16 protein-coding genes, 2 tRNA genes and 2 rRNA genes are annotated in these 14,676 nt (G+C 51.8%); 4 read left to right on the plus strand and 16 right to left on the minus strand.

Annotated elements, in window-relative coordinates:
* Positions 1-59 precede the first annotated feature (59 nt).
* The 4 genes from KNP84_RS14110 to KNP84_RS14125 all read right to left on the minus strand — a co-directional run bounded on the left by KNP84_RS14110 (position 60) and on the right by KNP84_RS14125 (position 4,512).
* Positions 60-2,705, minus strand: coding sequence for a hypothetical protein (locus KNP84_RS14110; RefSeq protein WP_215115030.1), 2,646 nt, complete (start codon positions 2,703-2,705; stop codon positions 60-62).
* Positions 2,706-2,846: 141 nt separating this feature from the next.
* Complete coding sequence (tatC, locus tag KNP84_RS14115; protein WP_021065381.1) at positions 2,847-3,635, minus strand: twin-arginine translocase subunit TatC; 789 nt, start codon at positions 3,633-3,635, stop codon at positions 2,847-2,849.
* Between the two features lie 2 nt (positions 3,636-3,637).
* On the minus strand, positions 3,638-3,856 hold the full coding sequence (locus KNP84_RS14120; RefSeq protein ID WP_021065382.1) for a twin-arginine translocase TatA/TatE family subunit: 219 nt from the start codon (positions 3,854-3,856) through the stop codon (positions 3,638-3,640).
* On the minus strand, positions 3,856-4,512 hold the full coding sequence (locus tag KNP84_RS14125) for a redox-sensing transcriptional repressor Rex (protein WP_029596207.1): 657 nt from the start codon (positions 4,510-4,512) through the stop codon (positions 3,856-3,858). The genes KNP84_RS14120 and KNP84_RS14125 overlap by 1 nt, the downstream gene beginning before the upstream one ends.
* A gap of 149 nt (positions 4,513-4,661) precedes the next feature.
* Between KNP84_RS14125 and KNP84_RS14130 the strand changes: the two genes are divergently transcribed.
* Both KNP84_RS14130 and KNP84_RS14135 read left to right on the plus strand, forming a co-directional pair.
* Positions 4,662-6,563 (plus strand): ABC-F family ATP-binding cassette domain-containing protein, encoded by a 1,902-nt coding sequence (locus KNP84_RS14130; RefSeq protein ID WP_214754774.1) that lies wholly within the window; start codon positions 4,662-4,664, stop codon positions 6,561-6,563.
* The gene (locus KNP84_RS14135) at positions 6,560-6,967 is read left to right on the plus strand and encodes a hypothetical protein (protein WP_215115031.1); all 408 of its coding nucleotides are present in this window, start codon (positions 6,560-6,562) and stop codon (positions 6,965-6,967) included. The genes KNP84_RS14130 and KNP84_RS14135 overlap by 4 nt, the downstream gene beginning before the upstream one ends.
* A 48-nt stretch (positions 6,968-7,015) precedes the next feature.
* On the opposite strand, the gene KNP84_RS14140 is transcribed toward KNP84_RS14135, so the two are convergent.
* From KNP84_RS14140 to KNP84_RS14170, 7 genes are all read right to left on the minus strand, one after another.
* Positions 7,016-7,582, minus strand: coding sequence for a hypothetical protein (locus tag KNP84_RS14140; RefSeq protein ID WP_215115032.1), 567 nt, complete (start codon positions 7,580-7,582; stop codon positions 7,016-7,018).
* 14 nt (positions 7,583-7,596) lie between these two features.
* Entirely contained in the window at positions 7,597-8,619 is a 1,023-nt protein-coding gene (tsaD, locus tag KNP84_RS14145; protein ID WP_215115033.1) for a tRNA (adenosine(37)-N6)-threonylcarbamoyltransferase complex transferase subunit TsaD, read from the minus strand.
* Positions 8,616-9,077 carry a ribosomal protein S18-alanine N-acetyltransferase gene (gene rimI / locus KNP84_RS14150; RefSeq protein WP_215115034.1) on the minus strand — a complete coding sequence of 154 codons (462 nt, stop codon included), beginning with the start codon at positions 9,075-9,077 and terminating at the stop codon, positions 8,616-8,618. Before rimI ends, tsaD begins: the two co-directional genes overlap by 4 nt.
* Positions 9,070-9,726 (minus strand): tRNA (adenosine(37)-N6)-threonylcarbamoyltransferase complex dimerization subunit type 1 TsaB, encoded by a 657-nt coding sequence (gene tsaB, locus KNP84_RS14155; RefSeq protein WP_215115035.1) that lies wholly within the window; start codon positions 9,724-9,726, stop codon positions 9,070-9,072. Before tsaB ends, rimI begins: the two co-directional genes overlap by 8 nt.
* Positions 9,723-10,172, minus strand: coding sequence for a tRNA (adenosine(37)-N6)-threonylcarbamoyltransferase complex ATPase subunit type 1 TsaE (tsaE, locus tag KNP84_RS14160; RefSeq protein WP_021065390.1), 450 nt, complete (start codon positions 10,170-10,172; stop codon positions 9,723-9,725). Before tsaE ends, tsaB begins: the two co-directional genes overlap by 4 nt.
* Before the next feature lie 106 nt (positions 10,173-10,278).
* A tRNA-Met gene (locus KNP84_RS14165) sits at positions 10,279-10,355 on the minus strand.
* A gap of 25 nt (positions 10,356-10,380) precedes the next feature.
* Positions 10,381-10,457: transfer RNA gene (locus KNP84_RS14170), tRNA-Met, on the minus strand.
* A 139-nt stretch (positions 10,458-10,596) separates the two neighbouring features.
* On the opposite strand from KNP84_RS14170, the gene KNP84_RS14175 reads away from it, so the two are divergent.
* Entirely contained in the window at positions 10,597-11,379 is a 783-nt protein-coding gene (locus tag KNP84_RS14175; protein ID WP_021065391.1) for a sporulation protein, read from the plus strand.
* Here KNP84_RS14175 and KNP84_RS14180 read toward each other — a convergent pair.
* On the minus strand, positions 11,374-12,006 hold the full coding sequence (locus KNP84_RS14180; RefSeq protein WP_215115036.1) for a uridine kinase family protein: 633 nt from the start codon (positions 12,004-12,006) through the stop codon (positions 11,374-11,376). The two genes, KNP84_RS14175 and KNP84_RS14180, sit on opposite strands and share 6 nt — an antisense overlap.
* Before the next feature lie 51 nt (positions 12,007-12,057).
* Here KNP84_RS14180 and KNP84_RS14185 point away from each other — a divergent pair, with 51 nt between their 5' ends.
* Positions 12,058-12,435 carry an HIT family protein gene (locus KNP84_RS14185; protein ID WP_021065393.1) on the plus strand — a complete coding sequence of 126 codons (378 nt, stop codon included), beginning with the start codon at positions 12,058-12,060 and terminating at the stop codon, positions 12,433-12,435.
* A 9-nt stretch (positions 12,436-12,444) separates the two neighbouring features.
* Here the strand turns inward: KNP84_RS14185 and KNP84_RS14190 are convergent, their stop codons facing one another.
* From KNP84_RS14190 to rrf (KNP84_RS14205), 4 genes are all read right to left on the minus strand, one after another.
* Positions 12,445-13,383 (minus strand): coiled-coil domain-containing protein, encoded by a 939-nt coding sequence (locus tag KNP84_RS14190; RefSeq protein WP_131472760.1) that lies wholly within the window; start codon positions 13,381-13,383, stop codon positions 12,445-12,447.
* Complete coding sequence (locus KNP84_RS14195) at positions 13,376-14,245, minus strand: GNAT family N-acetyltransferase (protein ID WP_021065395.1); 870 nt, start codon at positions 14,243-14,245, stop codon at positions 13,376-13,378. The genes KNP84_RS14190 and KNP84_RS14195 overlap by 8 nt, the downstream gene beginning before the upstream one ends.
* A 104-nt stretch (positions 14,246-14,349) precedes the next feature.
* Positions 14,350-14,465: ribosomal RNA gene (gene rrf, locus KNP84_RS14200) — 5S ribosomal RNA — on the minus strand.
* Positions 14,466-14,579: 114 nt separating this feature from the next.
* Positions 14,580-14,676: ribosomal RNA gene (gene rrf / locus KNP84_RS14205) — 5S ribosomal RNA — on the minus strand; the annotation flags it as partial.

The raw sequence follows: 14,676 nt of genomic DNA on the forward strand, positions 1-14,676 counted from the left end.
CTCCCTCTGTTCCCCATCTCTAAAAAAAGCCATCCGCATCATCGCGAATGGCTTCTCAGTTAACGAACATAAATCGTCTTCGTCACGCTTCGGCCTTTTGGCGTCACGAGACGGAGTGTCAATTTCGTTCCTTTCTTTTGTGGGGTGAAGCTGAGCGTTGTCGACGTGGCCGTCACCGTCTTCTTCGCGATGACCGTCGACCCCCGCGTGAGCGTCAAGGTGCCGTACGCGACGTTCGATGTCGCCTTCAGTGTCTTCGATGCGCTCGATGGAATCGTCGTCACGAGCGTCGGAGTCGGTCCAGTCGTCACTTTCGCCGTCTGTACATGGCGGAACGTGCCACTTTGACTCGTCAACGAGAGCGTCGCATTGACTGGTTGCCGCGTGAAGCGGAGCGTCACACGTCCGGTGCTGCTCGCCTTTGCAGTAGCCAATACTTTCGAACCGTTCTTCAACGTGACCGTGCTGTTCGGGATCATGTAGCCGACCCAGAGCGACTTCTCATCGTTAATCGAGAGCGTCGACAACGATGTCTTTGGCAACTCGAGCGAGACGTCACGCGATTTCGACCCGACCGATGCTTTGACACGAACGCGATCCCCCGGCTTGGCCGGAATGGTGTAACGTGTCGTCGAGAGGCGTTTGGCCGAGACGAGTTTATCATTTACATAGAAGCGCACTGTCGCCGTGCTCGTCTTTTTGATTGAGAGCGTCGCTTGTGTCTTTGTCATCAACGTATCCGTCACACTGAGCGTCGGTGTGAACGCACGAACTGTTTTCGTGAGTTCGTACGTCGCATCACCACTCGAACGAGTGACGAGAATGACTTCCCCTTCTTTTAATGGCGTCTCGAACGTGTACGGCATCGTGCGGGTTGTCGCCACATGCGTACCGTTTCGATAGATGCGATAAGCCTGATCAGTACTCGATGTGACGTTGATAGACTTGTCATACATCAATGGCGTCCGAGTCCACGTAAAGACAGGCGGTTCCACTCTCGTCTCTACTGTCGTGAGCCGGAACGCTGAAGCAGGTGCTTCTTTTAACTTGAAGTAGACTTTTGTTCCGATGTCTACTGGCATCGTATCGAACTCTTTAATCGAAATGAGCCCTTCCTCATCTGCCTGCTCATTCGAAATTTCGTAGTATTTCCCACTTCGAATCAATACATCCACGGCCGCGTGTGGCGTTGTTTTTAACGTGACGCCTGAAGTGACCGTGTTCGTCAAAACTGAAATGTCGTTCGACGAGGTATCGTCACTTTCTTTGACCGTCTGAAGTTCAATTGGATCCGCGTAAACGCCTGACCCACTACCGATTTTCACAGTCACACGCGATCCAGGTGTGAACCAACGCGCCGGTTGCCACGTATAGCGTCCAGACTCATCCGAACGAACCGTCGCCGATTGATAGTTCAACAACGAATCCGATGAGTTGGCTTGATACAAGTTTTTCGTCACACTGATGAACACCGGAGTGTCCGGTGTTGTCTGCCCGCTAATCGGGCCTAAAACGCCCTTTGGCGGGTCGAGTGTGAGTGGCACGTAGTTCGATGCCCATAAGTCTAGACGCCGCTCTAAGTCGTTCCATTTAAAAATCGTGTTATACGATTCATTCGTCTGTAGCGTCAGGTTCCCTTGCTCCCAAAGGAAAGGCGCTTCTTGACGATCTAAACTGACAGCCAAGGCATCTCCGGGAACCGGCAACACTGTCCCGTCAACGAGTGTAACCGTTCCGTTCACATCATAGGGACGACCTACTTCATAACGAGTCGTCGTTTTCGGCACATTGACATTCAGTTGCCACGGTGCCTTCCAAAATGACTCGGGCGTGTAGCCTGCTGATCGATTCTCAGAAAAAACGTACCATGAACCACGTCTTTCGACGAAGACATCATCAATCGGTGCCTCTCGCCACTCATTTGTGGCGACGTTATAACTAACATAGAACGTCGTATACGTCTTCCGAATCGTGAAATAGTAGACGCCGTCTTCCCATGTGAGGTCTCTTACGCTTGGGGCTTCTTTCTCGATCCATCGTTTCGTTACGAAATCAAAGATGAAAAGTGTATCCGATTCCCCTGCTTTTGCCACAATCCACTGATCTGATCCCTTGATTAAGGATGCACCTCTCACCTGACCCGTATAAGATCCGAGTGTTTCAAGCGCCTCACCCGACGGCGTCCGCTTCGTCACTTGACCGTCCACGAATGCAAGAACATTCCCATCATCAAGCAGTCCGTATGCTTCATACATACTTCCCATCTGAATCGACCCGAGAATTTTGCCCGAAAGCGATGTCGTGACATACTTCTTGTCATCAGTCCACAATACCGTTTCTGCTGCCAAATTAATATCTACGACCGCATGAAGTCCGCTCCCTGCCTCAATTGGAAAGACCGTCTTTGAACCGGTTTGAGGATTCCAGACCATCCATTCTTGCCAGCCCTCCAAAATGAATCGACCGTCTCCGATCGCGTGAATATTATGAAGAACGGACACGCGAATCGGTAATGTATACACTTCACCGGTCTGAATGTGAACAAGCGTCTCAGGATCCCCTGAACGCCACACATACCCACTATCTCCTACGACTTCCCCTGTCGGAATAGTTACCGGCTTAGTATAGTCCTCTGCTCGGACTTCGACACCTGGTGCCACCATCATAATGAGCACAACAAGCATGCTCCACAACCACTTTTTCATCTGTCTCCTCATTTCTGTTTATGAATGCATAACTTTCAAAAATAATCCATTTTTGATTTTATATTCCTAATTTTAAATCGATTTTTCAAAAATGAATAGTCCTAAAATCATAAAAAAACACCACGTCGCATGACATGGTGTTTACTTCTCATTCATTTGTTTCATCAAATCCATCTGTTCTTTCACCATCGCCTCTTTCTCACGTCGGAGCACGCCCCGGTACGTGATGCGTGAAATCGACAAGCTGATTTCATACAAGAAGAAGAGCGGCAGCGACACCATGAGGTGCGACGTCAAATCCGGCGGCGTGATGAAGGCCGCGATGACGAACAAGGCGAAGTACGCATATTTCCGAATCGATGACAGGAAGTACGGTGTCACGACACCGATGCGCGTCAAGAACATCGTCACGACCGGCAACTGGAATAACAGTCCGAATGGAATGGTCAGTTGCAGCAAGAACGTGAAGTAGTTCGACGCCCCGATGATTTGCGTCAGACCGAGGTCTTGCCCGAGGTCCGTCGAGATATCGAGGACGAGCGGGAACAACCAATAGTAGGCGAATGCGAGACCGATCAGGAACAAGATGAAGATGATCGGGATATACGCGAGCGTCGCTTTCCGCTCGTTCGGGTGCAGACCAGGTGCGACGAACGCCCACAGTTGATACAGTAGAAACGGACCGGACGCGACGAGCCCGATGACGAGCGCCAAGTTCAAGTAAATCATGAGCGGGTCCGCGACCCCAAAGGCGTTCAGCTCGAGCCCTCGTTCGACGAGGTCCGCCTGCAGATAGGCGAGCACATATTTGACACTCGGCAAAGCGATGAGAAAGAAAGCAAAGACGACAAATGCCGACAGCATCAGTCGTCTCCGCAGCTCTGTCAAGTGATCGGACAGTGCCCGTTCTTGATCAGGTTGATGATTCATGATTACTGCTCTTTCTTCTCAAGTTCTTTCTTATCTTTCTCGTCATGTTCGTTCATCATGCCGTTCGTGGCATTTTTGAACTCTCGGAGCGTTTGACCAGCGGCGCGTCCGAATTCAGGCAATTTCTTCGGCCCGAAGATGATGAGCGCGACGATGGCGATAATGAAGATACTTGCTCCCCCAGGAATACCGACGACGAGCAACGATGATAGTAATTCCATTATTGATGGACCCCCTCAGCAGATGGATAGTGTTGCATAAAGTAAATGAGCGACTGGAGTTCGATCGACAAGTCGATGTGATGGACGCGGACCGTGTCCGGCACAGTAAGTCTGGCCGGTGTGAAGTTCAAGATGCCTTTAATACCGAAGCGGACCAAGTCGTCCGCGACCGGTTGCGCATAGGCAGACGGCACCGTGAGAATGGCGACGTCAATCTTGTTTTGTTTCATGATCTGTTCCATCTCATCGACGTGATGAATCGGGACACCGGACATCGTCGTGCCGACTTTTGTCTCGTCTGCGTCGAACCCGACGACGATATGTGTGTTATTGTTTTTAAGGAAGTTATAGTTGACGAAAGCTGTCCCAAGATGACCAACCCCGACTAAGGCGACGTTCGTAATCTCGTCCTGATTCAGTGTCTTACGGAAAAAGTCTAACAGATACTGTACGTTATAGCCATATCCCTTTTTCCCGAGCGCACCGAAGTACGAAAAATCGCGACGGATCGTGGCCGAATCGACCTTGACCGCCTCGCTCAGTTCAGCAGAAGAGACACGCTGTTTTCCTGATGAATGTAGGCTTTGGATAAACCGATAGTATAGTGGCAACCGTTTGGCTGTCGCTTGCGGAATCTTTGGTTCGTTTTGACTCAACGGAAAGAGCCTCCTTTTTACGACGCGTTTCAAACGAATCTAATTTCATACACCTTGATTGTAAACGAATTCACATGACCACTCAATGAATATACCTGAAATGGGGAAGAAATAAAGTATACTAAATAGAGAGAAAGGGGTTTTTTCACTTGATCCTACTGCAAGTCAATAACTTATCGAAATCATTCGGCGTCGAGCCGATTTTAGAGAACGTCAAACTAGAAATTCAAGAAGGCGAACGTGTCGCCCTTGTCGGCCGTAACGGTGCCGGCAAGTCGACATTGCTTAAAGTCATCGCCGGGGAATACAACTATGACTCGGGCGACATCATGAAGCCTAAAGATGTCACCATCGGCTATCTCGCCCAAGACTCAGGGTTAGAGTCGAACGAGACGATGTGGAACGAAATGTTGACTGTCTTCACCGATTTAATTGAACAAGAAAAGACGCTGCGCCGCATGGAGCAAGACATGGGTTCTGAGCGCATCTTGAACGACCCGGCCGCCTATGAGCGCCTCTTGTCGTCTTACGATGAAGAACAGCATACGTTCAAAGACCGTGGCGGCTATCAATATGAGGCGACGATCCGCTCTGTCCTTCACGGGATGCGGTTCTATCCGGACGACTTCGAACGCCGCATCGATACGCTCTCCGGCGGACAGCGGACACGTCTTGCTCTCGCGAAGATGCTGCTCCAAAGTCCAGACCTGCTCATCTTGGATGAGCCGACGAACCACTTGGACATCGAGACACTCGGCTGGCTCGAGAAGTATTTGAGCGGCTATAAAGGCGCCGTCCTCATCGTCTCCCACGACCGCTACTTCCTCGACCGCGTCGTATCGGTCGTCTATGAGCTGTCCCGCCACCGCAGCCGTCGCTTCGTCGGCAACTACACGAAGTACCTTGAACAGAAGGCTGCCATTTACGAGCAAGAGAAGAAGCAGTTCGAGTCGCAACAAGAAGAGATCGCCAAGATGCAGGACTTCATCCAGCGTAACATCGCCCGGGCGACGACGACGAAGCGGGCCCAGAGCGTCCGCAAACGTCTCGAGAAAGTCGACCGGATGGAAGCGCCGGACGGTGATGAGCGCAGTGCCGTCCTCTCGTTCTCAATCAAACGTCAAAGCGGGAACGACGTATTGAGTGCGAGCGATCTTGCCATCGGCTATGAAGAACCGATCGCCCAACAGCTCCGCTTCCAATTGCAGCGCGGCGAATCGGTCGCCCTCGTCGGCCCGAACGGAGTCGGCAAATCGACGCTCCTGAAAGTGTTGACGAAACAACAGCCGCCCCTTACCGGTGACATCCGCTACGGCACCGGCGTCGAAATCGGCTACTACGACCAGGAACAACAAAACTTGTCGGACGCCAACCGTGTCATCGACGAGATTTGGAACGACTGGCCGCTCATGCGCGAACAAGAAGTCCGGAGCCTGCTTGGACAGTTCCTGTTCAGCGGTGACGACGTCATGAAACGTGTCCATGAATTGTCGGGTGGGGAACGGGCCCGCTTGACGCTCGCGAAACTAAAGCTCGAGCAACCGAACTTGCTCATCTTGGATGAGCCGACGAACCACTTGGACCTCGATTCGAAGATGATTCTCGAGAACGCCCTCGTCGACTATCCGGGCACAATTCTGTTCGTGTCGCACGACCGCTACTTCATCGACCGGCTCGCGACGCGCGTCTTAGAGATCACGCCGAACGGCATCGACGAGTATCTCGGCGATTATTCATATTACGTCGAGAAGAAAGAAGAACTCGAAGACCTGGCCCGACTCGCCCGCGAAGAGACGAAACAAGTCATCGTCAAGAAACAGCGCGCCGACAAGGAACAACAACGCGAGGAACGCCGGATGAAACAACGGATCGAGGAAATCGAGCTCACGATCGAACAACACGAGGCGCGTCTCGAGGAAATCGAGCAGCTGTTGTGTGAACCGGACGTCTTCAACGACTTCGCCCGGGCACAGGAACTGTCGACCGAGTCCGACGCGACGAAAGAATCGATCACGGCACTGTACGCAGAATGGGAGGAGCTCCATTCATGATGCGATTCCGTGCGATGCGAATCGAATGGATGCACGCCTTCCTGACCGGTCTCGCCTATATCGTGCCGACGGGGACGGAATTCGTATCCGAACTGATTCGCGGGGAGCCGACGGTCGTCCCGTCGTTCCTGTTTTATTTCTTGCCGGTCGTCATCGGCTTCATCATCCAGACGTGGAGCGGGATTGTGATCAGCTTGTTGAGCGGCCTGCTCATGAGCACGCTGTTCATCCGCCTCGTCGTCTGGCCGGTCGATGTGACCGTGCACAGCTTTTACACCCCAGGCTCGGTGTGGGGACACTTCTATCAGTCGACGCTCCTCATGTGGGTGCTCGCCCTGCTCGTCTTCATCGTGAGTTGGGTGAATATGTGGTACAAACAGAACAAACATCATCCGGACGTATAAAAAAGGGAAGCCGATCTCCATCATGGAGATCGGCTTCCCTTTTAATAGTTAGAAGTAACGTAGCGGTTGGAACCCGCGTGTATGGAAGTCGAGTTTGAGACCGTCTTCCGTGATAAAGAACACGTACTCGTTCGTATCGACGTCACGGACAAAGACTTTATAGAACGTGAGCGTCTCCTCACGGTTCGTCACATACTTCGCCTTATGCGTCGAGATGACTTGCGCGAACAGTTGCTCTTCGTCAAACTCGTTGACGATATCCTCGAACTTCGCCGCTTCTTCTTCGGTCGCTTCTCGTCCCGGCGCAATCTCGTAATATGCGTCGCTCGCTTTCGGCTGAACGCCGAGGTTGCGGTCGACGACGATGACGCTCTCGATATTTTGATCGTCTAGGCTCTTATAGCCGTACAACGTCTCGACGAGCGTGTTCTCACCCGTGACCCGGCCGATGCCTTCGAGCGATTCCGCTCCTGTGAGTGAACGGACGCGTGTCGCTTCCGGTACGATTTCTTCTTGATAGGCGATATTATAGGCGCGGATAATCTCCCGTACTTGCAAAAACGTCGCGACGACGAGCAGTACGACCAGACCTCCAATAATGATGCGTTTCGTCATGTCTCTATTTCCCCCTAGACTGTCATGCTCTCTTCTAAGGATAACCCAGGAACCGCATTCATCGCCAGTGTATCGCGCTTTCCGCGCACAAACGCGTGATGTGCCGCCACCCCGATCATACCAGCATTATCTCCGCATAGATCAAGTGGTGGGATGACGAGGCGGATGCCTTCGCGGTCCGTAGCTTCTTGAAGCGCAGTACGGAGTCCACGGTTGGCCGCGACGCCACCTGCGACGAGCAATTGTTTGGCTCCTTTTTCTTTTACGGCACGAATCGCTTTTTCGACGAGCACTTCGACGACGCTCGCTTGGAAGCTGGCCGCCAAGTTTTCAGGGATGACCGTCTCCCCACGCTGTTCGGCATTGTGGACGGCGTTGATGACTGACGACTTGAGCCCGCTGAAGCTGAAGTCAAAACTTCCTGCCTCGAGGCGAACCCGTGGGAACTTATACGTGTCTTCCCCGTTAGCCGCGAGACGGTCGATGGCCGGGCCGCCCGGGTAAGGCAGGCTGAGCGTTCGTGCGACTTTGTCGTACGCTTCTCCAGCCGCATCGTCACGCGTCTCACCGATGACTTCGAACACACCGTGCTCGGGCATATAGACGAGCTCCGTGTGTCCGCCTGAAACGACGAGACAGACGAGTGGGAACTCCATCTCCTCGACGAGTTCGTTCGCGTAAATATGTCCGGCGATATGGTGGACGCCGATGAGCGGTTTACTATGGGCGAACGCGAGCGCTTTGGCCGCACTGATGCCGACGAGCAGCGCCCCGACGAGACCAGGTCCTTGTGTGACCGCGACGGCGTCGACGTCTTGCATCGTCACGCCGGCTTCACTGAGGGCGTCATCGATGACGTACGTGATTCGTTCGACGTGGTGGCGCGAGGCGACCTCGGGCACGACCCCACCGAACCGTTTATGACTTTCAATCTGCGACGAGACGACGTTCGATAAGAGCGTCTTGCCGTCACGCACGAGCGCGACCGACGTCTCATCACAGCTCGACTCAATCGCGAGAATGAGCGATGTGTTCATTCTGATTCACTTCCTAACTTCGCCCAGTAGATATAGGCGTCTTCATTATTGTCTTGATAGTACCGTTTCCGGCGACCGGCGTTTTCAAAACCGAACTGTTCATACAGCTTTTGGGCACCGATATTCGAGACGCGCACTTCGAGCGTGAGCGCCGCGAGTGACTTCGAGCGGGCGAATTCAACGAGTTGCGTCAACAGCAGATTGCCGATGCCTTGCCCGCGATATTCTGGTAAGACGGCAATGTTCGTGATGTGCCCCTCGTCTACAATTTGCCAAACCCCGACGAAGCCGACCACGCGTCGTTCATGCACAGCGACGAAATAGATCGCTTGGTCATTGCGGAGCATCTCGTTCATGAACGCTTCTTTCGTCCATGGGATGGCGAACGACGCTTCTTCGACTTTGGTCACTTCCTCGACATCGAGCCAGTTCATGCGCCGGATTTTAATGTCAGCCATTGTTTTGTCCCTCGAGCCATTTCGCTTCCGCTTCAGCAAGACGGAGATATTCGGGCTCAAACGCATGAACATCGTTCGTGACGTCACCTAACGCGACGAGATCGCTTGCCCGGCCATAGCTATGCGCGGCCGGTGCTTCGGTATAGTCGTAAGACGCGAGTACGTCACGGAACGGTTCGACATCACCGACAACGACAAACGGTCCTGTGATGTTGGCTTCAAGCCAAGCTGCGACCGAGGCGTGACGGTCGGGTGTCACGGCCTCGTTCTGTTGATAGTGACCGATATACGCATTGCCACGACGGGCATCGATGAGCGCGACGACCGGGAGCTCCGTATTCGGGGCCGCCGCCATGAGATGGAGCGCAGAGACCCCGACGAGCGGGAGTTGAAGCGTGTAGGCGAGCGTCTTCGCGGTCGTGACACCGATGCGAATACCCGTATAAGATCCCGGACCTGTCGTCACGACGATACGTTCGAGCTCGGTCGGTGTCCATTTGACCGCATTCATCAGTTGTTCAATCATCGGCATGAGCGTGACGGCATGGTTTTTCGAGACCATGACCGTCGCCTCGGCTTGAATCTGTCCGTGTTCACTGAGGGCGACAGATAGACGTGTCGTCGCCGTATCAATCATCAGTTGCTTCATGCGAGCACCTCCTTCACCAGCGCATCATAGACGTCGCCGACGGGCGCGAACGTCAGTTGACGTTCCTCGTCCCCGACTCGCTCGATTGTGATGGCGAGCCGTTCCTTCGGAAGCGATGACTCGATCAAGTTCGACCATTCGACTATGGCGACACCATCGCCGTTGATGTATTCTTCGAGGCCGATATCGTCCCCTGTATCTTCGAGACGATAGACGTCCATATGGTAGAGCGGCAAGCGCCCTTGGTATTGTTTCATGATGGTAAACGTCGGGCTGTTGACGTTGCGCGTGACACCGAGGCCTTTACCAAAGCCCTGGGTGAACGTCGTCTTACCGGCACCGAGGTCGCCGTTCAACGTTATGACCGTCCCGGCTTTGACAAGTGTGGCCAATTTCTCTGCCACTGCCTGCGTCTCAGCCGCAGAATGGGTAATCAATGTATACATGATGTTTCTCCTTTAGTCGGTTCTAGCGATACGTACTCATTGTACACTCAATTTTACGCAAAAAAAAACACGAAACGTCATCGTTTCGCTATCTCATTTAAAAAATTGGTTGCGGGGGCTGGATTTGAACCAACGACCTTCGGGTTATGAGCCCGACGAGCTACCAGACTGCTCCACCCCGCGACGACATATGAAATTAAATAAAAATTGGTTGCGGGGGCCGGATTTGAACCGACGACCTTCGGGTTATGAGCCCGACGAGCTACCAGACTGCTCCACCCCGCGATGGTTTGAATTGTTTCGACATTCTCTATAATAAGTGAAGTAGTTATATAATGCAACCTTTTTCTTCATGTTTTTTCAGAATTGGAATCGGGAACATTTAAAAGAGTGCAATCTATAAGAGAAAAGGAGCGCGACCGTCATGTCGAAATGGGGTAATCGCTTTAAAAAATGGTTCTTTTCCGAACTGGACGCATCCGTCTATTTTCACACCGTCCCGTTCATTCCGAACGAGACCGTTCATGGAACGCTGCGGGTGTTGAACACCACTTCGCATGTCGTGCGCCTGCAAGAGCTGACGCTTAATTTTTTGACGACGTTCAAAGATATCACGCTCGAAGGCAACGAGTTTAATCGGGAGGCCGACTTGCAAGAAGTCCCAATCGTCCTATCCGCCGAGCTCGAACCGGGTGCTGAAGAGCACATCCCGTTCACGTTCGATTTGACGATGTATGCCCCATCAACAGCTGGAGCACCATACAGCGTCGAAGCGACCGTCTGGGACACCGACGGCAAACGGGTCTGGTTCGATGTCATCGAAAAAGTCGAAGTCGAACCACTCCCTGCCTTGAAACGCTTGTTACAGGCGACCGAACATGCCGGGCTCGAGCTCATGTTCGTCCGTAACGTTATCGACCCGATCGGAGAAGAACGACCGTATCCATTCGTCGAGAAGTATGGATTCAAACCGGTCGGTGACTGGGCCGACGAGTTCGAAGTCGTCAAATCGTTCTGGCGGGTCGACGAGGACGGGGTCGACGTCTATTACTGGCTCGACAATATCGAGAAGCAACGTACACTCGAGTCAATCGCCAATGACGTCACGATGCGCCATCGCTCGCTCACGTGGGACCAACTCGAACGAGAACAGGATCGACTTGGACTCGGTATCCAAGAGACGTTACGTAGCCACCGTTCTTCATGAGCGGTGGTTTTCAATTGTCCAAACATCGTTACTCGTCGAGACGATCGTTTGGAACTTTTCGCGCTGCGGATGCATGAACAGCTCGTATTGGAGTCGACGCTCTTCGTGCGAAGCCTGTAAATATGTGAGATCCATTCCCCGTTGCTGGATATCCCGAACGGAACGTCGCGCAAACTCAGTATCACTGTCGGTATATAGATAAGCCGAAACATCCCACGAATCTGCGGCGAGGAACGCGACGCTCATGCCTTCGATGATGGTGATCCGTTTTGTCGGGTCAATCCACGTTCGTTCAAGGTATGGGACGTCAATCGTGAAAAAACCGATGCCTTCACGCACCATACGAACGTCACGCTCTAGTGAAAGTAGATGATGCGCGGACGGATGACAAGCCGTCATCTTATAATGATGCTTCTGCCCGTCGACCGTGTAATCGAGCATAGCGCTCTTCCGTAACAACGAGTCCGTGATATATGGATCGGTATTGATGTAGTTTACGTCTCCGAGGCGCTCGCGTAGGGCATCTGCAAATATCGTCTTCCCGGCACCCCCGTGTCCCGAGATGGCGATAATCGTGCGCTGCTCGCGTTCGGCCTGGGCAACCATCATATCAATCAATTCATTCATAATGCTCCCCCTTTTGGTACACTTCATATAGAAAGGAAGTGTACCAATCCGATGTCAACTTGTCCATTTTGTCATCCTCAACTTGACCCGTCTCAGACGATCGTCGCCGAGAATGAGACATGCTACTTCTTGATGCACGACCGTGAGCAGGACGTGCTCGTCGGCTCTGGCGTCATCGTCCCAAAACGACATCGAGCGACGACGTTCGATCTCACGCCTTCGGAATGGCGCGATACATACGAGTTACTCCACGAAGCAAAGTCCTTCCTCGAGAAGATGTATAGTCCTGATGGGTATACGCTTGGCTGGAACGTCGGAACGGCGTCAAACCAGACCGTCCCTCACGCCCACCTGCACGTTATCCCTCGATACGCCGACGGACCGCACGCGGGTAAAGGTTTACGCCATTGGTTGAAACGACCAGAATAACCAAACAGCTCATCGTGTGAGGATGAGCTGTTTTCGTTTCGTTTCTATTTCTTCGAGTTGTTGTTCTAGACGTTCTACTTCTCTCGTCATTTTCTCAATCAGTTGAGCGATTTCACGATCGAGTCCTTTTACCTTGTCTAGCGAATCATTGATTCGTCCATGCATCGTCCACTCTGAAAAGATGTCATCGAGGAAGTAGTCAGCGAATTGAATGAGCGAACCGCGCTCGATTTGTAAGCCACTGACGACTCCTTTCACGTCAGCCAACTCCCGCGAGAAGCGCTCGAGCGCAGCTTGAAGTTCATGCATCTTCCGTTCCGAAGCATCGATGGCATCATGTTTCATCGCTGTCGCAATCAAGCCGCCTCCAAAGAACGTATCATACGTCGACCAACCTTTCGCACTGTCGAGATGTTTAAGTGTTCTCGAGATGGCCGTCCGTGCTGAATTTCCAGCGACGATGGCTTCTTTATATTCAACAAGCACCTCATTCATTTTTACCTGTTGATCCGTGAGTCGATATAATTCTTCCCTAACAGTAAAATCTTGCTTCAAATGAGTTTCCTTCTCTTTTAGGAAGGTCTCCCATTTCGCGTCGATCCCACGATACGTCTCAAATGTTTCATATAAGTCACGACGCTCAAGCGCTAACTCATCCACCATCGCCTCATGTTCCCGTAACTTCAATTCGGCCCGGGCCGCCTCTTCTAATTCAATCGTTTTTTGTTCGTTGAATGTTCCCCTTAGCTTACGCCATGCGTTGACGAGCGAGAATGAATCTAAGTCATAGACATCGCGCTGTTCCTTCGTAAACGAATTGAGAAGTTGCTTTCGCACAGCTTCATGTTCGGCAATTTGCTTGTCGAGTGTTTTTAATTTACGGGCGAGTCGGTCCCGTTCTGCCATCTGTTGTTGTAAGTCGTGTTGGGTTTGGTAGAGATCACTCATAACGTTTTATTCCTCCAGTTTCTTTTCGATAATATTCTAACAGGTCTTTGACGTGTACCCCGTCAATCGTTAAACCGTCAATCGATGAGTCCTTGATTTGGACACCATCGAGCCGACAGTTTTCAAAAAATGTATTCGTCAGGTTTGTATGGAAGAACGTCGTCGGCCTCCCTGATTCGTACATGGTGACGAAACGATACTGAGAACCAGATAGATTCAAATCATCAAACTCCGTCTCTCTGAAGTTGATATTCCGAAATTGGCTCTTCGTGAAATTACAGTTGTGCGCCTGAAGCTCTGAGACGTTACTATTCGTGATGGAGACACGACTCGCATCCATCCCATACGCTTGAGCACCTGTAATGGAAAGCTCTTCATAGCGCAATATCATGTGATCTGTCCGTTGCTTCACTCGTTTGACGAAACAAACTTCCTGATCTGATTCGAAGACGGATTGGTAACCAGCTGCTCGATAAAATGCCACGTTGTTAGGTTGGGCTGTGGATGTCTCCAACTCCCAAATTCGAACAGTCGGATGAAGCTCCTCGATTGATTGTAGTGCCCGTTTCCCAATCCCTTTACCTTGTCTATATGGATGGATAAAGATGCGGTCTATCCGGCCATAATCTTGCCCTGTCAACGTCACGACGGCTCCCCCGACGACTTGTCCTTCAAGCTCGATGACGTAGCATGTCAATTGTTCAATCAAGTACAGGCTCATCGCCTCGTCATCATAACCGGGTGGTTCAATATTTAAGTCTCGATATGGTAGTCGGAGACGGTCTGCCTCTTGTTTAAAACTTGCCCGTGAAACCTCAGTGAATATCGTCTGGTCCGAGGTTGTAGCTTCACGAATGTGCATGATGATTCCCCCTCTTCACGTGTTTATACGCAAAGAAAGAATTAAAGGTTTCGAGAACGACAAAAAAGGACGATCGAGCATTTGCTCAATCGTCCTTTGCGTTGGCCTAGCAACGTCCTATCCTCACAGGGGGAGACCCCCAACTACTTTCGGCGCTGAAGTACTTAACTTCCGTGTTCGGCATGGGAACGGGTGTGACCACTTCGCTATCGCCACTAGACAATTATTATATTAACATACCGATTAGGATAAAGCAATACTATTAGGTAATTTTGTTTAAAATAATCACATAAAGAAAGACGACCGAGCGGATGCTCGATCGTCTTTCGCGTTGGCCTGGCAACGTCCTATCCTCACAGGGGGAGACCCCCAACTACTTTCGGCGCTGAAGCGCTTAACTTCCGTGTTCGGCATGGGAACGGGTGTGGCCG

The sequence above is a fragment of the Exiguobacterium sp. s70 genome, assembly GCF_018618315.1.
GTDB classification, from domain to species: Bacteria; Bacillota; Bacilli; order Exiguobacteriales; family Exiguobacteriaceae; genus Exiguobacterium; species Exiguobacterium chiriqhucha.